18 protein-coding genes are annotated in these 23,751 nt (G+C 47.4%); 11 read left to right on the top strand and 7 right to left on the bottom strand.

Going from position 1 to position 23,751, the window contains the following annotated elements; all coding sequences use genetic code 11:
- The first annotated feature begins 311 nt into the window (after positions 1-311).
- Positions 312-2,114 (top strand): PAS domain-containing sensor histidine kinase, encoded by a 1,803-nt coding sequence (locus tag NDI48_21575; protein ID MEP0833760.1) that lies wholly within the window; start codon positions 312-314, stop codon positions 2,112-2,114.
- Positions 2,115-2,138: 24 nt separating this feature from the next.
- Here the strand turns inward: NDI48_21575 and NDI48_21570 are convergent, their stop codons facing one another.
- Together NDI48_21570 and NDI48_21565 are read right to left on the bottom strand one after the other, a co-directional pair.
- Complete coding sequence (locus tag NDI48_21570; protein ID MEP0833759.1) at positions 2,139-2,480, bottom strand: hypothetical protein; 342 nt, start codon at positions 2,478-2,480, stop codon at positions 2,139-2,141.
- Between the two features lie 432 nt (positions 2,481-2,912).
- Complete coding sequence (locus NDI48_21565) at positions 2,913-3,683, bottom strand: HAD family hydrolase (GenBank protein MEP0833758.1); 771 nt, start codon at positions 3,681-3,683, stop codon at positions 2,913-2,915.
- A gap of 118 nt (positions 3,684-3,801) precedes the next feature.
- Here NDI48_21565 and NDI48_21560 point away from each other — a divergent pair, with 118 nt between their 5' ends.
- From NDI48_21560 to NDI48_21525, 8 genes are all read left to right on the top strand, one after another.
- A complete protein-coding gene (locus NDI48_21560; GenBank protein ID MEP0833757.1) occupies positions 3,802-4,554 on the top strand; it encodes a superoxide dismutase in 753 nt (250 codons plus the stop codon).
- 646 nt (positions 4,555-5,200) lie between these two features.
- Complete coding sequence (locus NDI48_21555; protein MEP0833756.1) at positions 5,201-6,445, top strand: DUF4912 domain-containing protein; 1,245 nt, start codon at positions 5,201-5,203, stop codon at positions 6,443-6,445.
- A gap of 617 nt (positions 6,446-7,062) precedes the next feature.
- Positions 7,063-9,378: a BamA/TamA family outer membrane protein gene (locus NDI48_21550; GenBank protein ID MEP0833755.1), complete on the top strand. Its 2,316-nt coding sequence runs from the start codon at positions 7,063-7,065 to the stop codon at positions 9,376-9,378.
- A gap of 254 nt (positions 9,379-9,632) precedes the next feature.
- Positions 9,633-10,538 carry a lipid kinase gene (locus NDI48_21545; GenBank protein ID MEP0833754.1) on the top strand — a complete coding sequence of 302 codons (906 nt, stop codon included), beginning with the start codon at positions 9,633-9,635 and terminating at the stop codon, positions 10,536-10,538.
- A 62-nt stretch (positions 10,539-10,600) separates the two neighbouring features.
- Complete coding sequence (locus NDI48_21540) at positions 10,601-13,519, top strand: cation-transporting P-type ATPase (protein ID MEP0833753.1); 2,919 nt, start codon at positions 10,601-10,603, stop codon at positions 13,517-13,519.
- A 138-nt stretch (positions 13,520-13,657) separates the two neighbouring features.
- Complete coding sequence (recF, locus tag NDI48_21535; protein MEP0833752.1) at positions 13,658-14,800, top strand: DNA replication/repair protein RecF; 1,143 nt, start codon at positions 13,658-13,660, stop codon at positions 14,798-14,800.
- A 394-nt stretch (positions 14,801-15,194) separates the two neighbouring features.
- The gene (locus tag NDI48_21530; GenBank protein ID MEP0833751.1) at positions 15,195-15,641 is read left to right on the top strand and encodes a CAAD domain-containing protein; all 447 of its coding nucleotides are present in this window, start codon (positions 15,195-15,197) and stop codon (positions 15,639-15,641) included.
- Positions 15,642-15,799: 158 nt separating this feature from the next.
- Positions 15,800-16,273 carry a CYTH domain-containing protein gene (locus tag NDI48_21525; GenBank protein ID MEP0833750.1) on the top strand — a complete coding sequence of 158 codons (474 nt, stop codon included), beginning with the start codon at positions 15,800-15,802 and terminating at the stop codon, positions 16,271-16,273.
- 27 nt (positions 16,274-16,300) lie between these two features.
- On the opposite strand, the gene leuD is transcribed toward NDI48_21525, so the two are convergent.
- Both leuD and NDI48_21515 read right to left on the bottom strand, forming a co-directional pair.
- On the bottom strand, positions 16,301-16,903 hold the full coding sequence (gene leuD / locus NDI48_21520) for a 3-isopropylmalate dehydratase small subunit (protein ID MEP0833749.1): 603 nt from the start codon (positions 16,901-16,903) through the stop codon (positions 16,301-16,303).
- Positions 16,904-16,919: 16 nt separating this feature from the next.
- A complete protein-coding gene (locus tag NDI48_21515; GenBank protein ID MEP0833748.1) occupies positions 16,920-17,732 on the bottom strand; it encodes a methyltransferase domain-containing protein in 813 nt (270 codons plus the stop codon).
- A gap of 592 nt (positions 17,733-18,324) precedes the next feature.
- Between NDI48_21515 and NDI48_21510 the strand changes: the two genes are divergently transcribed.
- A complete protein-coding gene (locus NDI48_21510; protein ID MEP0833747.1) occupies positions 18,325-19,491 on the top strand; it encodes a hypothetical protein in 1,167 nt (388 codons plus the stop codon).
- A gap of 92 nt (positions 19,492-19,583) precedes the next feature.
- Here NDI48_21510 and leuC read toward each other — a convergent pair whose 3' ends face one another.
- Positions 19,584-20,987, bottom strand: coding sequence for a 3-isopropylmalate dehydratase large subunit (gene leuC, locus NDI48_21505; protein MEP0833746.1), 1,404 nt, complete (start codon positions 20,985-20,987; stop codon positions 19,584-19,586).
- 478 nt (positions 20,988-21,465) lie between these two features.
- Between leuC and NDI48_21500 the strand changes: the two genes are divergently transcribed.
- Positions 21,466-22,503, top strand: a complete 1,038-nt coding sequence (locus tag NDI48_21500; protein ID MEP0833745.1) for a hypothetical protein — start codon at positions 21,466-21,468, stop codon at positions 22,501-22,503.
- Between the two features lie 124 nt (positions 22,504-22,627).
- Here the strand turns inward: NDI48_21500 and nuoK are convergent, their stop codons facing one another.
- Both nuoK and NDI48_21490 read right to left on the bottom strand, forming a co-directional pair.
- Entirely contained in the window at positions 22,628-22,939 is a 312-nt protein-coding gene (gene nuoK / locus NDI48_21495) for an NADH-quinone oxidoreductase subunit NuoK (GenBank protein MEP0833744.1), read from the bottom strand.
- 54 nt (positions 22,940-22,993) lie between these two features.
- Positions 22,994-23,617, bottom strand: a complete 624-nt coding sequence (locus tag NDI48_21490) for an NADH-quinone oxidoreductase subunit J (protein ID MEP0833743.1) — start codon at positions 23,615-23,617, stop codon at positions 22,994-22,996.
- Between the last annotated feature and the right edge of the window lie 134 nt (positions 23,618-23,751).

The raw sequence follows: 23,751 nt of genomic DNA, 5'->3' as shown, positions 1-23,751 counted from the left end.
CTTGTCTACTTGCCCTGATCAAAACTTCGACTATTATGCTATCTATTCTAAAAAAATATCCAACTCCTTCTTGTAGGGTGGGCATCCTGTCCGCCCCTGCTCTAATCAAAAAGCACCCTGATTGGGTGAAGTCCACCTCGCTCCAGTTGTAGTAAGCTGCTCCCCATCTAATTTGCATTAGTGTTGCTGACAAAAATCTTGTGGGATGGGCATCTTGCCCGTCCCGACTATGAAAGTTAAATGTGGAATAGCTTACCATCCAACCGGGTAGCTGGTTACGATGAATCAGTATTGGCTGAGTGAGTTGACCGATGAGCCAGAAACGGGAGGGCAAGACATGGGCGATGGTCGCCAAGCGTTCGCGTAGCGTCCCGAAGGGAAGCGTCCCGAAGGGAAGCATGGTCGAAGAGCATACCGGCTTCGGCATCGCAACGAATGCCCTTGCCGCCGACTATCAAGCATGGCGACAGCAGTTCCTCTGGAAGCGCCTGCGGATTGCCTTGTGGGTGGGGATGTCCTTTATTTTCACAATGGTGATCTTTTTCCTTTGGGCAGCTCTTGAAGATTTAGCAGAGCAAAAACCCTTCAAAACATCTTATTTCTTGAGCAGTGCCGCTGTAGCCTCTTGCCTCATCACCTGCTATGGGTTGCACAAAACGCCCCTAGGTCGTCGTTACCCAGGAGCAATGTTTCTGGCTTTTTCCTGGTCGTTAACAGTCGTTACTCAAACTACAGTCGCCCTATACCGTGTTCCCATACTGCTGAAGCCCCTCTGGATGATTGTATTCATTATCCAGGCGACCCTAATTCCGGTGCGTTGGCGGCTTCATGTCACCTCTCAATTCATTGCTTACATCTGCTATTTGGTGGTGAATGCAGCACTGGGTTTGTCAGCCTATGACCGCTTGCTGGATTACGTTGCAGGCATTTTACCTCTGTTCTGGGTCTGTGTGGCCTGTGACTTATCAGTCTACTTATACGAACGCTTGCAACAAGCTGAATTTTCCGCTCGTAGAGAATTGGAGCTCGCCTATCAACGAGTAGAGGCGGCTGAGGCGAAATACCGCAGTATCTTTGAGAATGCACTCGAAGGCATTTTTCAGAGTTCTCCTCAAGGTGGTTATATTACAGCAAATCCTGCACTGGCACGAATCTATGGCTTCAATTCACCAGAGGAATTAATCGAATCTCTTACAGATATTCAACACCAATTGTTTGTTGACCCCAACTGTTATTCCGAGTGCATGAAATTAATGCAGAATAAAGGTGTGGTGTCGGAATTTGAGGTACAGGTCTATCGTAAAGACGGTAATGTAATTTGGATTAATATAAATGCACGAGAGGTAAGGGATGAGCAGAATAGCCTGCTGTACTATGAAGGTTTAGTTGAAGATATTACCGCTCGCAAACTTTCAGAAGAAGCCCTACGAGTTTTTTTTCACGCCGTTTCTCATGACCTGCGTAACCCCGTAACGGGAACATTAATGGTGCTGAAGAACTTAGAGCAGCAGTCCGGGGACAAGATTGAACTGCCTCGTCGGATTTTAGAACGGATGATCCAAAGTGGCGATCGCCAACTCAACTTAATTAACACCCTCCTAGAAGCCCAAGTCAATGAAGTCAAAGGCATGGTCATTCACTGCCAACCCCTACAACTGTACCCCTTTAGTCAGGAAGTTGTTGCTGACTTGGAACCCATACTCACCAAAAATCAAGCCACTCTGAGCAATTTAATTCCAACCGATTTACCCCAAATCAATGCCGATCCAACACAACTGTGGCGCGTCTTTGAAAATTTGATTTCCAATGCGTTAAATCACAATCCACCGGGACTGACATTGCAGCTAAAAGCCAAAATTGAAGGGACTCTGGTTGTTTCTAGTATTGAGGATGATGGGGTGGGGATGGCTCCAGAAGAATGTGAACACCTGTTCGATTTGTATCGTCGAGGTTCCTCAATTAAGCGATCGCTTGGTTTTGGCTTAGGACTCTACATTTGTCGTCAAATCATTACTGCTCATGGAGGAAAGATTGGAGTGGTGAGTCATCCCGGTACAGGAGCAAAATTCTGGTTTACGCTACCGATTACATCCTCTTCCCATCAGACCTATTAACTGTTCAAAAGACTTCCTGGCTTCCTAAGATTCAGAGCTATTCTCGGATGAAGAACTCTTCCCAGAGTTAGGAGATGGCATCCACCACGCCATCATTGACGTTATACCACTCCAGTATAAGGCATTATCTTTTTCTGAATCTTTAGCTAATTGAATCATACAAAAACCCAAAATAACGGCCGTTAAAAGACACTGAAAGATAAATTTAAAAAAATTAGGATACTGCACACAAAATAAAGCAAAAGCTTCTAGCTTACTTTTCGATGAAGAGGGTTTGGCTGCCGAAGATAGTGGCTGTTGTTGCTGTTTTGCACTTGTTTCCTCAGGTTGTAGATGGTCTGGCGAAGGAAATATTCCAGTTGTCACAGTAGTAAACCTCAAAACAATCTGTAAAAGTTGAATGATTGAACTGACAGAGGAAACTCTAAAAACCAGTCACTCGTCAACAGTTCGTCAGGCACAACATTCTAGAGTTATTGCACTCAGTGAATTGCATTTACGTCGCTAGAGAACTTATCTCTATGAACTTAAACATTTATGCAATAAGTCTGATGTAAATTTCGTGCCTTGCTTATAGAAATGCTTCAAAATGGCAGAAGCTGATTCCGGATGCTTGGCTCAAGTTGTACTTCTCAAGCAGGATAACGCAGGCATTACTTGACCTGTAGCCGTCGAGAGCAGTAGCGCCTAGTGCAGCGCGGCGAAAATATCCCACCAGTTCAAAAAAGTCAAAAAGCTTACTGTACAACCAATATCCCTTCTGCCTCCTGCCTTGTGTCTACTGCCTTCTTGCACGAGTCAATCCGAGTGTGAGGAGTGCAAGTGATGCACCAGTGACATATCCAAGTACTTCCAATCCCCAGCCTCACCAGCTAAGACAGTAAAGGGTTGATCGGGTTCTCCCAGGTCAGTTAATACTAATAGCGCACCGGAAAAATCTTGGTTTTGCGTGTAAGTATTGACGGTAACAACGGTCTTTAATCGCGCTTGAGAGGATGCCGAGAAACCGTGATTTGAGTCCTCGAACACCAAACAATCTCGTGCCTCTAAACCCATTGTCTCCAGCACATAATGATAAATATCTGGGGCTGGCTTTTTAGCCGGTACGATATCACCTGCGGCTATCACCTCAAACCAGGAGGGACTCTCTGAACCGAGGGTATGTTCTAATAAAGCGGTAACATTCGGTAGAGCGGCTGTGGTGGCGATCGCCAAGCGCATCCCTTGTTCTCTCGCTTCTTGCAACAATCGCTTCACGCCACAGCGCAAAGGGATAGCCCCTTCGGCGACGATTTGTCGATAATAGCGAGTTTTCAGGGCATGAAGGTTAGCGATAAATGGGTCTAAATCGGTAGGCCGCTCAAAATCCGGTTGATACTCGTTAATGTAAAAGCGAATGCGCTCTTTGCCACCTGCGATCGCCAGTAATTCACCGTACAACTCAACTGACCAATCCCAATTCAGCCCCGATCTGGCAAAGGCACGATTGAACGCTACTCGGTGACCATCCCGTTCAGTATCCGCTAACGTTCCATCAACGTCAAAAATTAAGGCGCGAAGTTCTCCCATGCAGATTTAATTCCAGAGCTCTTGGGATAAGATTAGCAGTCCGGCTAGCAACAATCGAGCGGGACACTTGACCCAAGGATATACTAGCGCTGTCAATTGTCAGGAGCTGATCAGCCTTATGGCTCTTAATCGTCGCAATTTTCTAGTTTTACTCGGTGCCACTACAGGGACATTGGCTTTGGCCAATATTGCCTGTGCGGCTGAACCGGCAGCAAAACCGACCTCAGACAATAAGCAGAATCAGGGGGGTACAGAGACTTTCAAACTACCACCTCTACCTTATGCTTACAATGCCCTGGAACCCCATATCGACCAAGCAACCATGCAGTTTCATCATGACAAGCACCATGCGGCTTATGTGAAAAACTTGAATGATGCTGTCAATAAGTACCCACAACTCAAAGGCAAGAGTCTTGAGGACTTGGTGCGTAACCTGAGTAGCGTGCCGGAAGCTATTCGGACAACGGTACGCAACAACGGTGGGGGTCATCTCAATCACACCATGTTCTGGGAAATTATGGGTCCTAATGGTGGTGGACAACCCAAAGGTGCGATCGCTAAAGCTATTACAGATTCTTTTGGCAGCTTCGATACCTTTAAGCAGCAATTTAATGAAGCCGGAACCAAGCGTTTCGGCAGTGGATGGGCTTGGCTCGTTCGCTCCAAAGATGGCAAGCTGCAAGTGATTAGTACGGCGAATCAAGACAGTCCTCTCATGGAGGGCAGCTTTCCGATTATGGGTAACGATGTCTGGGAACATGCTTACTATCTGAAATACCAGAATAGGCGTGCTGATTACTTAACCGCTTGGTGGAATGTCATTAACTGGAATGAAGTGAACAAACGCTATGAGCAAGCCATGAAATCGTAAGAATTGACTTTCCCTGCGAATTGAGCGACAGGGATTCTATGTTCAACGGTAAGCAGGCCAGGGTGCAGGGGAGTTCTTACTCCCCTTATTTATTTTCGATTGACCTCATTCGGTTTGATTCGCGCCGATCCATCCCAGGAACAGAGGCAACCGTCTGTGTTCTGGATTGTGTCATCAAACCTTGACTTTCCTCCAAGTCTTAGCGAGTTAGCCAGAAGAGAGTCCTGTGAAATCCCCGGCTCAGATGATCCCCTTTGATCCCAGTCGGAGCGCAAATGTCATGATATTCTGACAAATGCTCCCCATCATGCCCGTAAATTCGTTAATTGACCGAAAATCAGCTGATCAATCCCCTTGACCCAACCCAGGGATCTTCTGTTACATAGTTTTATAAAGCGATCCCGAAGAAATGCTAAGAGATTAGCATCTCTGAGTTCATCGACGGCTGGCTCGATCCCAAGTCCCTGTATGAATGATGCCCCCTTGCTCAAAATCAACAGGGCATCACACAACAAAAACGGTGAGTAACTAAAAGTTGAAAAGCCTAAAAATTCAGTGCTTAAAGTGCTGTCTGACCAACAAATTTTTGTCTTTCATTCATCAGGATTGACCTACCTGCCGTCTTAAATATTGGAGAGCAAACATCATGGCAAAAGAACGCCCACCTTTAGAAGAGATGACCCTGCGGCAACTACGTAAAGTCGCTAGTGAGTATGGCATCTCTCGTTACAGCCGGATGCGTAAGGCGCAATTGCTGGCAGAAATACAAAAGATCCAACGCACAAAAATCTCTCCCAGTCTATCTCGCACAGTGGAGGCACAAGAAGAAGTGGAAGCTGCAAAGTTTGAATTAGGTCAGGATGATCGTACTGGTGGTACCCTCGCATCCGTGGATGAGGGGTTAGGAGATTTACCCGATGGTTACGGTGAAAGCCGGATTGTCCTAATGCCCCGCGACCCACAATGGTGTTATGCCTATTGGGATATTCCCAATGATCATAAAGAAGACCTACGCAGTCAGGGAGGACAACAGCTAGCGCTACGAATTTATGATGTCACCGACATCAACATTAACAATCAAAGCCCCCATAGCGTCCAAGAATATCCTTGTGATGAACTAGCACGGGAATGGTACTTGCCGATGCCTGTGAGCGATCGCGATTACGCGGTGGATATCGGTTATCGTTGTGCCGATGGTCGGTGGTTAACTTTAGCTCGTTCCGCCCCTGTACGTGTTCCTCCGGTTTATCCCTCCGACTGGATTGAAGATCAATTCATCACGGTTAGCTGGGAGGAAGACTTACGCGACAAGACCGTCTACACGTTGGTTCCCCCCAGCAAGCGGATGGCGACAAGCGCGGGAACTCAAGAAGGCAATACGAATGCGATTTACGACGCCATCTTTGGTATGGCGAAATCCGCCGAAGCTCAGCGCGTTGCCGGTTCCCTATACGGTTCCATGCAGCAAGCCCCAATCCACGAACAATCCATCAGCTCCTATGTCTTCCCATCTGGTGTGGGCATGTGGGCTGTCCCGACCACATCAGGTTTGAACATGTCTGGTGTTGGCATGTCGGGTGCTGGCTTCTCCGCTTCTGCGATTCCGATGCGTCCTCGCCAGTTCTGGCTGGTTGCAGATGCTGAGTTGATTGTCTACGGTGCTACCGAGCCAGATGCCACCGTAACCATTGGCGGACGCCCGATCAAGCTGAATCCCGATGGAACCTTCCGCTTCCAGATGTCCTTCCAAGATGGATTGATTGACTACCCGATTGTCGGCGTGGCAGCCGATGGAGAGCAGACTCGCTCAATTCACATGAAATTTAACCGCGAAACACCCTCGCGCAACACCAACACCAAAGAAGAAGCCGTTCCAGAATGGTTCGCCTAAAGAACTGGTAATTACACTTTAAGCTTCTCCCCCGGCAATGGTCGGGGGATTTTTTTCCAGAGATATCGCCGCCATTTAGAGCATAGTGTTGGTCAATGAATTTATTTGTAATAAATAAACACAGTGGCATCGAGAGGATAGGCAATCGGCTATAACCATGAAAGGCAAAAATTTTTGCCTATATTCGTCATCAACAGAAGGCTTTTGGGAGACATTTCCTCACTGACTATGGGTGGTCGAACCAAAATCTCTCGATATATTGACCTAAGGAGAATAAGAAACCCATGCGCTTGGAGATGGGATTGTGTAGGTGTGAGGTTGTAATCAAAGGCTTGCTAGCCAAGTCTGTGCTGCGGAAACTTGCCCCATTCGGTGTGGGAATTGCTTTTACGGGTAGTATTGGCGTATTCGTCTTTCCGAGTCCCTATGTTGATGCTGCGCCCTGCTGCACAGACGCGAATGCGGCAACGCCAACGGCTTCACCAGAGGCATCTGAAGACCTTGAAAACCTGGAAAGGAATATCCAGGGCATTCCAAAAGCGGCATCCCTAGAGAAATCCTCGACAAAAATTCCTACTCTTTCCTTAGACATAGAGAACGACTCCTCCTCCTTATCTATAGGGAACAGCTACCCTGAAGGGAAACCCCTATTCCTCCCCTCAATTTCTCTTCCGGAGTACGATTACGAAATTGCCTTCTCGACAACAACACTTTCAGCCAGCGCTTCCCGTCTTGATCCCATCCAGAACGCACCGCGCACGTCGGCTTCGCCCTCGTTCCTCGATCATTTGCCAGCACTGGTACCCAACTCTCTAGGCGACCTGACACAGAGAGTCGCGTGGCAACCCAGCTTGGTGCCGGAGGAGCATCCACACCCAGCTACAGTGAGCAAAGCCGCATCGGGGCTACTCGGCACGCCAGAGAAGGTTAACCGAGATTCGCGGCTCAGGTGGGAGGACTTCTCCGCTTTTTCTGTGTTTTCCCTCTCCCCCACAAAGCTGATGCCGTTAAGCGGTGAAAGCTTTCTCCCACCCCTATTCCTACAAGCGCAGCTCCCGACAACACCCCCACCCATTTCCCAGAACCTACAACCCAACCCCAACCAAGAACGCTTTTTACAACCGTCTACAACGCCAGCACCCCTAACACCGGACTCAACCTCACCTACTCAACCGTCTCTCAGTCCGAGTCTGGAAATACCGGATTTAGACTCACCCACTCAACCGTCTCCCACTCCCAGACTGGAAATACCGGATTTAGACTCACCCACTCAACCCTCACCGGTTCAACCCTCACCCACCCCAACGCAGGAACCGCCTGAAAACCAGACACCGGTTCAACCCTCACCCACCCCAACGCAGGAACCTGGTGAAGACAGGGCACCGATTCAACCCTCACCCACCCCAACCCCCACAACAGAGCCGAGCACTCAGACGATACCCGTCAAAAGCATCAAAGTAACTGGCAGTACTGTCTTTGGTTCACAGCAACTTAATCCCATCGTGCAACCTTATGAGGGGCGTACCCTGACTCTGGAACAACTCAGAGAAGTTGCGGATAAAATCACCCAATTGTACTTAGATCAGGGATACATCACCTCTAGAGCCATTCTGGCTAACCAAGTGATTCCTCCCGATGGGGTTGTGGAAATTGCCGTGATTGAAGGCAGTTTGCAAGACATTCAAGTCGAGGGAACGCGCCGAGTCAAACCCGGTTATATTCGCTCTCGCGTGCAGTTGGGTACCAGCAAACCTCTGAATACGGGTAAGTTGGAAGACCAATTGCGGTTACTACGAGCCGACCCTTTATTTGAGAATGTAGAGGCAAGTTTGCGAGCGGGAACGGGTGTGGGACAGAGCATTCTGATTGTTCGTGTCGTCGAGGCCGATCCCTTTGAAGGCAGTGTCGGTATTGACAACTATTCGCCGCCCAGCGTGGGTTCCGAACGCTTGGGACTCAACTTGCTCTATCGCAACCTGACGGGTTATGGGGATGAAATTGCCGCTTCGTACTACCACACGACAACCAGTGGTGCGGATAGTTTTGACTTCAGCTATCGCATCCCACTGAATGCGATGAACGGCACTCTGCAACTGAGAGCCGCTCCGAGTCGCAATAAAATTACCCAAGAACCGCTGAACATCTTTGATATTCGAGGGAAATCTGAGCTGTATGAAATGAGTTTTCGGCAGCCGTTAATTCGCTCACCCAGAGAAGAATTGGCTTTATCTCTAGGATTTACCTACCAGGAAGGACAGACCTTTCTGTTTGGTTCACCGTCTCCTTTTGGCATTGGCCCAGATGAAGAGGGTGTCAGCAGCACCAGAGTGATTAAGTTTGGTCAAGATTATTTGCGCCGTGATGTAAAAGGTGCTTGGTCGTTGCGATCGCTTTTTAGTTTCGGCATCGGTGCGTTGGGAGCCACGACCAATCCCGACCCTATACCCGATGGGCGCTTCGTGAGCTGGCTTGGTCAAATCCAGCGCGTCCAAATTCTCAATGAGGATAACTTTTTAATTGTGGGAGCTGACATTCAGCTCACGCCGGATAGTTTATTGCCATCCCAACAATTTGTGATTGGGGGCGGTCAATCCTTACGAGGTTATCGACAAAACCTCCGCTCCGGTGACAATGGCGTGCGCTTCTCCATTGAAGACCGTATTACGCTACAGCGAAATGAAGCGGGTGCGTCTATCTTTCAACTCGCGCCCTTCGTCGATGCAGGCGTCGTTTGGAATAAGTCAGATAATCCGAATAATCAATTTTTACCCTCACAGCGGTTTTTAGCCGGCATTGGTTTGGGCATCATTTGGGAAGTCCAACCGGGATTAAGTCTTCGAGTGGACTATGGACATCCCTTAATTAAGGTCGATGATCGAGGCGAGAATGCCCAAGATCAAGGCTTCTATTTTAGTGTTCGCTATCAATTTTAGGGTTCTGGAGACTGAGGTATTGAAGCGCAAAGACCTTGATACTTGATCAGCTCAGAGGCATAAAACATGGCATCCTCTTCTCCCCCAGACTTCCCAGCCTCCCCAGATTCCTCACCTTCTTACCCTGCAACTTGAAAGCCGATTAGGTTACTTCAGGCTGCAATTCACCCATTACCCTCTATGCCAAGGGCGAGAAGTTTTCTCTACAATTTTGTGGGACGATTAAACTACTTTCAACAATAACGAGGCGCGGCATGACTCAGCGAGCGCTGCTGCTGGTAAATCGTCACTCTCGGCGAGGGGAGGAAACTCTCTCCCACGCTATCAGCCAGTTACAATCGCTGGGCTTTCAACTGTTTGAAGAATCGACAGCAAAGCCCCAGCATTTGTCAGACCTGATCCGTCATTATCGCGATCGCGTGGATTTAGTGATCATTGGCGGTGGAGATGGCACCCTCAATGCCGCCGTCGAAGGGTTAGTGAGTACTCAGTTACCCTTAGGCATTTTGCCTCTGGGAACAGCCAATGACCTCGCACGCACCCTGAGAATCCCGCCGTCGATACCCAAAGCTTGTGAGGTGATTGCAACCGGTCACACTCAGCGGATTGACCTAGGTCGGGTCAATCATAAGCATTTTTTCAATGTCGCTAGTCTGGGACTTTCCGTACAAATCACCAACCAACTCGACAAAAAAGCCAAACGCGTATGGGGAGTCCTTGCTTATGCGGCGACTGCCCTGAAAGTGGTTTGGAAAGTTCGACCCTTTTGGGCGGAAATTCGGACCCAAGAACAGTCAATTCGGGTCAAAACCGTACAAATTGCTGTGGGTAACGGACGATATTATGGTGGAGGCATGGCGGTGGCGAATGATGCGGCGATCAACGACCAACGCCTGGATCTTTATAGCTTGGAATATCAGCAGTGGTGGCAAATTATCCTGTTACTTCCGGCGATATGGCGAGGCAGGCAGGCCGATTGGTCGGGTGTGCGTACCCTGGAGGGTAAAGAATTTGAAATTCTAACTCGCAAACCTCAGCCAATCAATGCCGACGGGGAAATCGTGACCTACACCCCGGCTAAATTTCGACTCATCCCCAAGGCAATCACCGTTTTCGTGCCTGAGTTTCCCTTACTGGGAGAGATTAAAATTAACGGTTGATTACCGCTCAATCCCATGGGTACTCTGTCATTAGTCTTTAAGACTATGATTGAGTTCGTATCGTGTTACAGCAAGCAGTACCCGTGACTCCATCTAGTCATTCAAATTCTCGGCCCGCTCTGGCAAATGCATGGCACACCCTAGACGTTGAGAAGGCCCTTTTAGAGTTGGGCAGTAATGCAGAAACTGGTCTGACATCCCAACAGGTTGAAGAGCGGTTGCAACAGTATGGACCCAATGAATTAGAAGAAACCGCCGGTCGTAGTAAGTGGGAAATCCTCCTCGATCAGTTCAAAAACATCATGTTGGTGATGTTGATTGTGGTAGCGATTATTTCAGGGGTTTTAGACTTGATCGCACTGCAACAAGGACCCTCTGACGGCGGAGTTCCCTTCAAAGATACGATCGCGATTATGGCGATCGTAATTCTTAACGGTATCTTGGGCTACCTTCAAGAAAGCCGTGCGGAGAAAGCACTTGCCGCTCTTAAGCGCCTTTCTTCCCCGAAGGTGCGAGTCATTCGAGATGGCAGACCCCTTGAGATTGACGGCAAACAACTGGTGCCGGGGGACATCATGCTCCTAGAAGCAGGTGTTCAGGTGTCAGCCGATGCGCGTTTAATTGAGGTATCCAACCTCCAAATTCGGGAAGCTGCCCTGACTGGGGAAGCTCAAGCGGTCACTAAGCAGGTTGATGCTCAACTGCAAGAAGAAACACCTTTGGGCGATCGCGTTAATTTGGTGTATCAAGGAACCGAAGTCGTTCAGGGACGAGGTACTGCCATCGTCGCGAGTACGGGGATGCGGACAGAACTCGGTAAAATTGCCGAGATGTTGCAAGCGGTGGAAAGTGAACCGACGCCCTTGCAACAGCGGATGACTCAACTGGGTAACGTGTTGGTCACGGGTTCCCTGGTTCTAGTGGCGCTAGTCGTCGTGGGCGGTATGCTCAAATCCTACCTGGATACGCGCAGATTTGATGGCGGGGTCTTGCAGGAGCTGGTGGAAGTTTCTCTTTCTATGGCTGTCGCTGTCGTCCCGGAAGGTCTACCCGCCGTTATTACCGTGACTCTGGCGTTGGGAACACAGCGCATGGTGCGTCGCAACGCCTTAATTCGTAAACTCCCAGCCGTAGAAACCCTAGGGAGTGTGACAACGATTTGCTCTGATAAAACCGGCACACTGACTCAAAATAAAATGGTCGTGCAGCATGTCGCCACGGTGGAGCAAACGTTTAGCGTGACAGGGGAGGGTTACACCCCAACAGGCGAGTTCAAAATCGATAATCAGTCCATTAGACCCGAACAGTATCCAGAACTGCAAACGCTGCTAATAGCCTGTGTCGTTTGTAATGATGCCGTTTTACAGCAGGAAGATGCAAAAAGTCAAGAGAATGGCAAAAAGAAATCGACGACTCATTCGCAACAGCAATGGATCATTTTAGGTGACCCAACCGAAGGGGCTTTACTCTCCCTATCCGGAAAAAGCGGTTTGGAAAAAGACTCGTTAACTCGTCAACTCAAGCGAGTAGAAGAATTTCCGTTCTCCTCAGAACGCAAGCGGATGAGTGTGATTTGTGAAGGCAGAACTCAAAACGTTGCCCAACATGCTCAAGAATCGCCTTTTGTCATGTTTACGAAAGGTTCTCCAGAACTGATTTTGGAACGTTGTCAAACCTATCAGCAAGGGGATAGGGTTGAGACACTGACAAATACCCAGCGTCAGCACATCTTGGATCAGAATAACCAGATGGCAGGTTCAGGATTGCGCGTACTGGGATTTGCCTACAAACCTTTAGAGAGTATACCTTCACAAGCCTTAGAGGACTCGGCTGAGCGAGGGTTGATTTGGCTGGGGCTAGTGGGAATGCTCGATGCCCCGCGCACCGAAGTGCGGGGCGCGGTGGCACAGTGCCGTGAGGCGGGTATTCGTCCGATTATGATTACCGGTGACCATCAATTGACGGCACAAGCGATCGCGCAAAGTTTAGGCATTGCTGAACCCGGAGATCGCGTCCTCAACGGTCAAGAATTACAACGACTCAGCCAAGAGGAACTCGAACAAGAAGTCGAACATGTCAGCATCTATGCCCGTGTCTCCCCAGAACACAAACTGCGGATCGTCCAAGCGCTTCAGAGTCGAGGGAAATTCACAGCGATGACAGGCGACGGGGTGAACGATGCACCAGCCCTAAAACAAGCCGATATTGGTATTGCCATGGGAATCACCGGCACCGATGTCAGTAAGGAAGCCAGCGATATGGTACTCCTTGATGACAACTTTGCCACAATTGTCCATGCCGTCGAAGAAGGTCGGGTCGTTTACACCAATATCCGCCGATTTATTAAATACATCCTGGGTAGCAACATTGGTGAAGTATTAGTCATTGCTGCTGCACCCATCATTGGACTGGGTGGCGTTCCTCTGACACCGTTACAAATTCTTTGGATGAACCTCGTTACTGATGGGTTGCCCGCCCTCGCCTTGGCTGTAGAACCGCCGGAACCTGATGTGATGAAACGCCCTCCCTTTAGTCCCCGTGAGAATATTTTTGCCAGAGGGTTGGGGTCTTATATGGTTCGTGTCGGCATTGTGTTTGCGATTATCAGCATTGCTTTAATGGTATGGGCTTACAACTATACTCATGCCCCTGGCTATCCGGGAAATCCAGATACTTGGAAAACAATGGTATTTACTACCCTCTGTATTGCCCAAATGGGACATGCTTTGGCGGTTCGATCCATCTCTCGCCTCGTAATAGAGGTGAATCCCTTCTCTAATCCTTATTTGCTCTGGGCTGTTGTGGTTACGAGCGCGCTACAGCTAGCTCTCGTCTATGTTCCGCCTCTGCAAGGTTTCTTCGGGACTCACTACCTCACCGGGACAGAATTGCTGATTTGCCTAGGCTTTAGTTCCTTATTGTTTGTTTGGGTTGAGATGGAGAAACTGTTCTTCCGCTTTTACTATTCCCGTCGTGCTTAAATCATTAGTGCAAAGAGGGGTTGAAAGTTGAAAGTTGGTAAGTTGGTAGCTTAATAGTTGGCAAGGAAAGCAGGTTGATATGTTTTAACCCCCTAAGGTTATAACTTTCAACCTTCAACCCAATGACCCAAGAGCAAAATGTATCTAAAAACTTTGCACCTTAAACAGTTTCGTAATTACCGAGACTGCATTGTGGATTTTGATGCCCCCAAGACGATTTTGGTAGGCAATAATGCTCAAGGGAAGTCGAATCTGCTAGAGGCGGTGGAGTTGCTCTCGACACTTAAGAGTCATCGCTCCGTGCGCGATCGCGACCTCGTTTTAGAAGAAGCGGCGGTGGGTCAAATTCGGGCGAACCTGGAACGTGCCTATGGTTCAGTCGATCTTGATTTAACTCTCCGCACTCAGGGACGACGCACCGTTGCCCTCAACCGGGAAGCCTTACGCCGCCAGCTTGACTTTTTAGGTATTCTCAATGCGGTGCAGTTCTCCAGTCTGGATTTGGAACTGGTGCGGGGGGCACCTGAACGGCGTCGCAACTGGCTCGATTCCCTCTTGATTCAATTGGAACCCATCTATGCCTACATCTTGCAACAATATAACCAGGTCTTGCGGCAGCGTAACGCCCTCCTGAAAAAATACCGAGTTGGGGCAGCTGAAGGCCAGCTTGAGGAATCATCCAGAGAGTTATATTCAGAGCTAGCACTGTGGGATGTACAACTGGCGACCACTGGTTCACGCGTCACTCGGCGTCGAGCGAGAGTTGTAGAACGGTTGGCACCCCTGGCAGCGGCGTGGCACACGAGTATTAGTGGGGCAACCGAGGTGCTGGACGTAACCTATGCGCCCAATATTCGCGCTGAAAAAGATGACCCAGAAGAAGTACAAAAGGCATTTTTAGACAAAATCCAACAGCGTCGAATTCCTGAACAAAGCCAAGGGACGACTCTGGTTGGCCCTCACCGAGATGAAGTTGAGTTTACCATCAACCAGACACCGGCTCGGTCGTATGGCTCTCAGGGGCAGCAACGCACATTGGTGTTGGCGCTGAAGCTGGCAGAACTCAAACTGATTGAGGAAGTTGTCGGTGAACCCCCCTTATTGTTGCTCGATGATGTATTGGCAGAACTTGACTTAAACCGTCAAAATCAGCTTTTGGAGGCCATTCAAGACCGCTTTCAAACTCTGATTACGACAACCCATTTAGGAGCGTTTGATTCCCAGTGGTTGAATTCTTCTCAAATTCTTTCAGTTCATGCGGGGCAAATTAGTAGTTTTTAGTCATTCATCATTAGTCAATTTATATCAGTAATTATCAGGATTTTTTGTATTAAATTTAAAATCATTTAGCCGTTATTTATTTAATAATTGTAATTATCCTCTCATTTATAATTTTAATTTCCCCTAAAGAAATAACAATATAAAGATACTTTAAAGAAATGACTAAAATCCGCTTTTTTCTAGGTTGGATTCTTGACCCTAACGGGTAGGCGTCAATAGACTAAAAAGAACTGATCGATGAAATTGGCTCTAGGTATTTTAGGACAGCTAGCCGAAGGGCGATGTGTTGATTTCATTCAACCAACGCACTGGAAAGCTTTAGTCTACAGCCGTGGGAGCTTTAGGTAGAAACTGATCAGTCCATCATTCCACGTTATTTTTCCCTAAAAACGCTATGACAACTGAAATCGAAAAAAGCGAAGAAACGGTTGAAATTCAACAAGAATCGCCCCTCATAGAAGTGAAGGTTGAAGATAACCTGATGTTGAGTAAGATGCCTTCTCCAAAACCAGCTAAAGAGGAGCAATGGCTACAGTTTGGAGAAAAAACCTCTGATTTTATTACTGATTTGCAAAATTCTGTTGGGGATTTCTTCAATAAATATCAGCCACTTCTCGGAAGCCTTGGCTGGATTTTCTTGGCCTTAATTGGCGTTAAACTCATGCTCGCTTTACTGAATGCTCTCAATGATATCCCATTGTTATCCGTGCTTTTAGAACTCATTGGTCTAGGTTACGGAATTTGGTTTATTTACCGCTATTTATTAACCGCTGCAACCCGTCAAGAACTTTCAGGAGAAATTCAGAACTTCAAAAAACAAGTTCTCGACGTAGAAAGTTAATACGGTGTCGTAAAATACTTCGGGAATGTGAGTAAACTGGGGTGATCTCAAATAATTTCGTTAGACTCAACGAAAAGCCAATCATTTTTAATAGAGAATAGGAGGGGCACGGAATGTCGTGCCCCTCCTTTTTGTCGCTACAAGCCTCAACTGCACACATGGCAACTGAAATCGAACGTAAATTTTTAGTCAAAGGTGATCAGTGGCGATCACTGGCTACGGGGACTCTCTATCGTCAAGGCTACCTTTCCACAAAAAAAGGCTGTTCCGTGAGAGTGCGCCTTGCGGGCAATCAAGGATATTTCACGATCAAGGGTGCAACGCAGGGTTGTTCCAGGGCAGAGTATGAGTACCCTATCCCAGCCGAGGATGCTCAAGAAATGTTGGATAATTTGTGCGAAGCGCCCCTGATTGAAAAAACTCGATACAAAATTGAGTACGCTGGCTTGACTTGGGAAGTAGACGAGTTTGCCGCTGAAAATCAAGGATTAATTATCGCAGAAGTTGAACTCACGGACGAAAATCAATCCATTGAACTCCCAGAATGGATTGGCAAAGAAGTGTCTGATGATCCCAGATACTACAATGCTAATTTAGTTGAAAATCCCTATAGCCAGTGGTCAGATTTGTAGGTAGGCAGTGCCCACTCTACTACAGAATTAAGCAACTCGACTGCCCCAATCAATGTAGGGTAACTTGGCAGCCGTAGCTTGAATTTGGTCAACTTGAGCGATGAGTTGTCCGCAAGTATCCCAAGTTCCTGTAGTCAGCATTTGGCGTGCTCCCTCACCTAGAGTGACAGCCGATTGGAAGTCGCCACAACGAACTTGCATCGCTTCTAAATCTACTGTTATCGAAGCTTGAGGATTGTCTTTCAAGATTGTTTGTAACTGCTGAATCGTTTCTGTTGGTGCTGTCACACAAGGAATTCCGATCGCCACACAATTGCCAAAGAAGATTTCCGCATAACTCTCTCCTACAATGGCTTGAATTCCCCATTTTGATAGAGCTTGAGGAGCGTGTTCTCTGGAAGAACCACAGCCAAAGTTGCCGTTAACCACTAAAATATTGGCACCTTGATACTGAGGTTGGTCAAAGGGATGTTCTCCTTTAGCTTGAGTGCGATCATCCGCAAACGCTTGTTCTCCCAAACCATCAAATGTGACACACCGTAAAAACCGAGCGGGGATAATGCGATCGGTATCGATATCATTACCCACTAAAGGAATTGCCCGTCCTGAAACTGCTTGAACTTGACTCATTATTCTACCTTTGTGCTTATTGGCGACCTGTTACAAAGAATGTAGTAATTTCGTGCCAGACTCCCTTGTCTGTAGCTATTGTCTCAATTTCTGCCCTGAATTCCGCTTTCAATTGCTCGATTTGCTCATCTGATAGCCCAAAAAGGGGATGACCATTCGGATGAAGCCATTTGCCTTGCCAAAAATTTTTAGCATCATCGAGACTGAGATAACTCCCGAATTGCTCGGTTTTTATTTCGATGTCTTTAAATCCTATGTCTTGAAGTAGAAGACGACATTTTTCTGGACTTCCAAGTGGTTCGTGGAGGTTCGGTAATGACAAGTCATACTTAGCGCAAACTTTAATAATGATAGGCGTGAAAAACGATGTTACCGACCAAGAGGAAAAGGCGACAAGTCCACCCTTTTTGAGCCAGCGATACCAATTGCGTAACGCCGCCTGGATATCACTCAGCAAGACAATGGCTGTGGCACAAAAAATCGCATCGAAACGCTCATCCTCAAAGTTGATTGATTCGGCATCAGCTTCAATTAGTTCGATGTTTTGTAACCCAGTTGCTTTGATTTTTCGTCGTGCTTGGTCGAGCATTCCTGGGGTAAAATCGACTCCGATTACTTTACCTTCAGAACCTACAATCTCAGCAGCAGCGATCGCAACGATACCCGTCCCTGTGGCTACATCCAAGATCTGTTGTCCGGGTTGCAGTTGCGCCAATTCAACCAGAGGAATCGCTCGACGATAGGTAAAGTCATTGTCATAGTTGGTTCTCGTGTCGTAGAACGCAATGATTTCCTGCTTATATTCGTTGGGATTCGTCTGCCGGGTCATGTTGAAGTCAATCTTTATAGGCAGTAGGGTGCCTTCACTCCGTTAACACACTCTACCATCTACTATCGGCTGCTGCGATCGCTCATAGACATTCTCTTGGGAGGCATCTCCAAAACCAAGCAGGACTGACTAGAGATACTATGGGCTTTTCCCTGGTTTTCTTGGGAAGAACCCAATTTGATGGCAACGCTAGTAGAGTCATACAAATGCTATAGCCAAAAAATAGCTTGTAAAACTAACTGTACACGCTGAGCAATTTTCTTAATTTTTGGTTTTATTGATGTTGTTGTCTTAACTGAGACTACCTTTCCTGAACTTGTGATAACAAGGAGCTAAAACAGCAGGATTATCACGCCGTGAAACGATTAATAAATAACACAAAATTGGAGCGAAAGTTTTATTGCTAAAGGTAAGATAGTCTGCCTCTAATTCTATCAGTTCGATATTTTGTAACTTTGATTGGTATCTGGAAATACATTTGACAAGCTATGTCTTAAGTAGGAGTGCGAATCTACTTCTTAAGCAGCAGATTTTCTGAGACGTAATAGTTAGCATGTGAATGTAGAAATACGCTTAGTGCCAAGTTATAGATATGACTGATAACAAACTGCCTTTTAACCAACCTGACGCCAATCCTGATTTCGAGCAAAAGAATATTAAGCCGATTGAGAACCAGCCGCCTCAGGCCCAGACTGATGAAAATGCTGAATCTCCACATGATGAATCATCAGGCTCAGGCATAGGTGCGAGAGTAGCTGGAGCAGCAGTCGGTGGTATACTCGGTGCCCGCTCTGGAGGAGTTGTTGGTGCTGTAGCTGGTGCTGTTGCTGGGGCTATGATTGGAAAGGGCACTGCTGATACAGTTAACCGCGCTGTAGATAATTTAGGGGATGCAGCACACACGGTAGCAGAGGGTGTTAAAGAGACGGTAGAAGAGCTAGGCACAGCCGCAAAGCAAACTGTTGATGAAGTCAGACCCTCTATTAAAGGTACAGCAGAAGCAATCAAAGAGACAGTTCAGGAGACTAAGCCTTCGATTACAGGTATCGCACAATCTGTCGATCAGACAGTGAAGGAAACCAAGCCTTCTGTAGTCAATGCAGTCAAGGGGGCATCTGAGGAAGTCCAACCGACAATTAGAGAAGTAAAAGAGTCAGTCAAGCAGACCGTTGAAGGTGTTAAGCCTTCCGTACAAAGTGCAGCAGAATCTATTAAGAGTACTGCTGATGAAGTTAAGCCTTCCGTTAAAGCTGTAGCTCAGGAAATTGAAGGTGCCACCAAGGATGTGAGAGCGACTGTAAAAGATACAGCAAGGTCGGTTGAGCCATCGATAAGAAGTGCAGCCGAATCCCTTAAGTCATCAGGCAAGAGTGCCGCTGAATCTATTAAGTCATCGGCTCACAATACAGCCGAATCTGCTAAAGGTGCAGCGCAGGATATGAAGTCATCTGTTCACAATGCAGCCGAATCTGCCAAAGGTGCAGCGCAGGATATGAAATCATCTGCCCAAGGTGCAGCGCAGGATATGAAATCATCTGCCCAAGGTGCAGCGCAGGATATGAAATCATCTGCCCAAGGTGCAGCCGAATCCGCTAAAGGTGCAGCGCAGGATGTGAAGTCATCTGCCCAAAGTGCAGCCGAATCCGCCAAACTGGAAAACAAAGATCAGGATATTCACCTCTCCGGCAGTCCTGAAATCAAAGAAAGAGTGATCATCGAGGATAAGAGAACCATTAAAAACACGGACACGCCAAAGTAAGAACTCGACTCAATCTGGCTACAGCGAGTACATAGATAGTTGAACAGAGAGTGGACTTGAGCAAAAAGTCCACTCTTTGCTATGGGATGCCCCTACAGCAACTCCCGCACATCAGCAACTTCACCCTTCACCGCAGCAGCTACTACCATTGCCGGACTCATCAGCAGTGTACGTCCCGTTGCTGAACCCTGACGCCCTTTGAAATTGCGGTTAGAAGAAGAGGCACTCAACTGGCTACCTTGGAGCTTATCGGGATTCATCGCCAGACACATCGAGCATCCCGGTTCGCGCCACTCAAACCCAGCTTCCTGAAAGATTTTGTCCAATCCTTCTGCTTCTGCTTCCTGTTTCACCCGTTCTGAACCCGGGACGACAAACGCTTTTACTCCCTCCGCTACCCGCTTGCCAATAGCATATTTTGCCGCTTCGCGCAAGTCACTGAGCCGTCCATTTGTGCAGCTACCGATAAAGCAGACATCGACTTTTGTGCCTTGAAGGGGTGCGCCTGGGGTGAGATGCATGTAGCGGTAAGCCTCTTGTGCGATCGCACGTTCACTTTCTGGCATACTCTCCGGCGTGGGAACCACTTCATTAATCGCAATTCCCTGTCCCGGTGTAATCCCCCAAGTTACCGTGGGCGCAATTTCCGCCGCCTCAAAGGTGACGACATCATCATAAATGGCATCTTCATCGCTACGGAGGCTTGTCCACCATGTCACCGCTTGCTCCCAGTCTTCGCCCTTAGGGGCAAAATCTCTGCCCTTGAGGTATTCAAACGTCACCGCATCGGGGTTTACGTACCCACAACGAGCACCTCCCTCGATCGCCATGTTGCAAACGGTCATCCGTTCTTCCATGCTCATCTGCTCGAAGGTAGTGCCAGCAAACTCATAAGCGTAGCCAACCCCACCTTTAACCCCAAGGGTACGGATGATATGGAGGATGACATCTTTGGCATAAACGCCGGCAGGCAATTTCCCGTTAACTTCAATCTTGCGGACTTTGAGCTTAGACAGGGCAAGAGTTTGGGAGGCTAGCACATCGCGAACTTGAGAGGTACCGATGCCAAATGCGATCGCCCCAAATGCCCCATGTGTTGAAGTATGAGAGTCACCGCAAGCGATTGTCATTCCGGGTTGGGTTAACCCCAGTTCCGGGGCAATCACATGGACAATTCCTTGACTGCCAGACCCAATGTTATAAAAGCGAATATCGTGTTCTTTACAGCTTTTTTCCAAAGCTTGCATCATCTCTTCTGCCAGGACATCGACAAAAGGACGCGCTTGGTTATCGGTAGGAACGATATGGTCTACGGTAGCAACAGTGCGCTCAGGATACAGCACCTTCAGTCCCCGTTCCCGCAGCATAGCAAAAGCTTGGGGGCTAGTAACTTCGTGGATTAAGTGTAAACCAATCAATAGTTGAGTCTGACCCGAAGGCAAAATGCCGACAGTATGTAAGTCCCAAACTTTATCAAATAGTGTTCTAGCGCTCATCTGGAAAAGGCAGCCACTTGAATCTAAGGATAGTGACAAGTCACCAGTTGCGATCGGCGATCGGTTAGATGCTTGAATCTTTTATTGTAGAACGATCGCGTCACTCACATTCGCTGTGGCGATAGGATGAACATTTGTGAGAGTTGTTGCTCACTCGTTCTCAATTAGGCATCCTTGAATAAGGATATCTTTTCTTTGCCTTTGCTTTTGTGCCTAGAATAGACCTAACTTATGCCTATTTTTGAAGCGTTTTATATTTTAGCTCTCGATGAAATTCGAGCGCAGCATCATCTAGAAAACGAACTTAGGTGGTTAGAATCTACACTAGGTATTTCTGAAATTAATTGGTCAAGTTCTAAACTGGGTAGATTGAGAAATCGTCCTAGAATATTTCTCTTGATAAAGTTTAGTAAATAACAATGGTAGCTTCCATCACTACACAATAAGCTAAATAGTTGAGGGAGAAGCTTTCCGTGAGATGAGATACAAACAAATTACCGAGCTCACACCAGAACAACAAGCCCTCATACCTATAATTCGGGATGAGTGGATACGCATTGGTTTAGATACAACACCGATTAATCCCCAAAAAGCCGAAGATGCGATCGCGCTGGCTTATAAGTGCGCTAGATTGAAGCCACCTCAACAAATTCTGTGGTTCAATAATCCTGTGGAGGCGTTAACTTCTATCGCTTCTGAGCCAGAACTTCGCAAGGAGGCTATCCGGGCTACCGTTGGCGAGGCTGTCTTCAATACGGCTTTTAATACGGTTAGGGCGGCTGTCGCGGAGGCTATTCGGTATGCGATCGAAGATGCGATCGCAGAGGCTGTGGAGGCTGCTGTTGAGGATACTGTCTTCAATGTCGAGATGGCTGTTAAGGAAGCTGTTGGGGAGGCTGTCTTCTATCAGATCGGGAGTGCCTGGGGTTTAGTGGATGTGCAATCACTGGCTAGTTATGCCTACTTTGATGCAATTGGCGTTGATTGCTCGAAGCTAAAAGGGTTATGGGCTACGGCTAAGCACTGCGGTTGGTGGTGGGCGTTTAAAAATATTGCGGTTGTTACGCCTAAACCTTCAGTCATTCACTTAGATGAACAGGGAAGATTGCATGGATTAGGAGTACCAGCGGTTGCCTATGAGGGATTCAATGTGTACGCCTATCATGGGGTAAGATTACCGGAAAAATATGGAAAAGTACCTCCCAACCAGTGGCAAGCTAAATGGTTATTAGAAGAGAATAACGCTGAGCTGAGACGAATATTAATTCAGGAAATTGGTTACGTCCGAATTTGTCAGGAGTTGCAAGCCATTGAATTAGATTCTTGGCAAGAATACACCCTCTTGAAAATCGATTCTGATGTGGATGTGGAGCCAATTTATCTCTTAAAAATGAGCTGTTCTAGCACAGGATACATCCATGCATTACGTGTTCCGCCTGATGTACCATCAGCTAGAGAAGCGATTGCGTGGGTCAATTGGGGAATAAATTCAGAGGAGTTTTCTGTACAAACTTGAGATTCTTTAGAGAGGTAGCGATCGCGTTATCCAGAGAAGGTGTGATTGTGTTCACCTGTATTTCCCAATAAAAACAACGCCTACCGATATCGGTAGGCGCACATTCAAGTAAGCTATCAAAAATTTACCATTTGAGCAGGTTAAATTGCTCCATATCCACCGTCTCACGGTTGCGGTAAATCGAAAGCACAATCGCTAAACCTACTGCTGCTTCTGCTGCTGCCACAGTAATGACAAACACCGTAAACACCTGACCTTTAATCTCTTGTGGATCAATAAAGTTGGAGAACCCCATTAAATTCAGGTTCACGGCATTTAGCATGAGTTCAATTGACATCAGCACTCGAACAGCATTGCGGCTCGTAATTAAGCCATAAATGCCAATACAGAACAGAGCAGCCGCTAAAAGTAAGAAGTATTGGAGTTGGAGGTGCATGAATCTTCTGTGTGATCAACGAGATTTTTAATTAAGGCTAAAGGATGAAGTTCCTTAACGTTCTCTTGGAGTCGCACCAGCGGCTGACACCAATTCACGCGGGCGTTCTGGCAGCGTCGAAGCCGTTGCTGTGCCAGTATCACGAGGGATGAGTTCCTCTGGAATATAATCCCGACGTGCCAAGATGATTGCACCCACCATTGCCATTAACAACAATACAGACGCTAGCTCAAACGGCAATAAAAAGTCGCTGAAGAAATGCATCCCAATCTTCACAACGGAACTCTCACCTATGATAGGCGCACCAGTATAAACAGACCAATGTGTCGCCAGTACCATTGTGCTCAGAAGTACAAACAAACCGGCACAAACGAGTGCGGTTGACCCTTGGCGAATCCAGCGATTAGCCATTGGCGCAAAATCCTCTCGCTTGTTCACCAGCATGATGGCAAACAAAATCAGAACGTTAACGGCTCCTACATAAATCAATAATTGTGCCGCTGCCACAAAGTCAGCATTGAGTAAAAGATATAAACCGGCAATGCTGACGAAGACACCACCCAATAAAAAAGCCGAGTAGACGATGTTAGAAAGTAGGACTACGCCCAAAGCTGTCCCAATCATCATCACTGACAGTATGCCAAATGAAACAAGCTGAACTCCTTCCGCTAGATTCACCGTTACCTAATCTCCTTGACTGTTAAGTTTAGATTTTGGATTTTGGATTTTGGATTTTAGGAGCCCGGTTTATGCATGGCTGCGAAGAAAGCCGCACAAATGATTCATCCAAAATCTAAAGTCGTAAATCCCTA

The organism is Microcoleus sp. AS-A8 (genome assembly GCA_039962225.1).
Taxonomy (GTDB): domain Bacteria; phylum Cyanobacteriota; class Cyanobacteriia; order Cyanobacteriales; family Coleofasciculaceae; genus Allocoleopsis.
Note: the sequence above shows the minus strand (reverse complement) of the source record. Positions and strands in the feature narration are given on the sequence as shown.

Excerpts from the sequence above, each read along its gene's own strand:
- leuD (MEP0833749.1), bottom strand. The coding sequence starts at position 16,903 with ATGAGTCAAGTTCAAGCAGTTTCAGGACGGGCAATTCCTTTAGTGGGT.
- NDI48_21525 (MEP0833750.1), top strand. The coding sequence starts at position 15,800 with ATGGCAACTGAAATCGAACGTAAATTTTTAGTCAAAGGTGATCAGTGG.
- recF (MEP0833752.1), top strand. The coding sequence starts at position 13,658 with ATGTATCTAAAAACTTTGCACCTTAAACAGTTTCGTAATTACCGAGAC.
- NDI48_21500 (MEP0833745.1), top strand. The coding sequence starts at position 21,466 with ATGAGATACAAACAAATTACCGAGCTCACACCAGAACAACAAGCCCTC.
- NDI48_21510 (MEP0833747.1), top strand. The coding sequence starts at position 18,325 with ATGACTGATAACAAACTGCCTTTTAACCAACCTGACGCCAATCCTGAT.
- NDI48_21530 (MEP0833751.1), top strand. The coding sequence starts at position 15,195 with ATGACAACTGAAATCGAAAAAAGCGAAGAAACGGTTGAAATTCAACAA.
- leuC (MEP0833746.1), bottom strand. The coding sequence starts at position 20,987 with ATGAGCGCTAGAACACTATTTGATAAAGTTTGGGACTTACATACTGTC.
- NDI48_21555 (MEP0833756.1), top strand. The coding sequence starts at position 5,201 with ATGGCAAAAGAACGCCCACCTTTAGAAGAGATGACCCTGCGGCAACTA.
- NDI48_21575 (MEP0833760.1), top strand. The coding sequence starts at position 312 with ATGAGCCAGAAACGGGAGGGCAAGACATGGGCGATGGTCGCCAAGCGT.
- NDI48_21560 (MEP0833757.1), top strand. The coding sequence starts at position 3,802 with ATGGCTCTTAATCGTCGCAATTTTCTAGTTTTACTCGGTGCCACTACA.
- nuoK (MEP0833744.1), bottom strand. The coding sequence starts at position 22,939 with ATGCACCTCCAACTCCAATACTTCTTACTTTTAGCGGCTGCTCTGTTC.
- NDI48_21545 (MEP0833754.1), top strand. The coding sequence starts at position 9,633 with ATGACTCAGCGAGCGCTGCTGCTGGTAAATCGTCACTCTCGGCGAGGG.
- NDI48_21515 (MEP0833748.1), bottom strand. The coding sequence starts at position 17,732 with ATGACCCGGCAGACGAATCCCAACGAATATAAGCAGGAAATCATTGCG.
- NDI48_21565 (MEP0833758.1), bottom strand. The coding sequence starts at position 3,683 with ATGGGAGAACTTCGCGCCTTAATTTTTGACGTTGATGGAACGTTAGCG.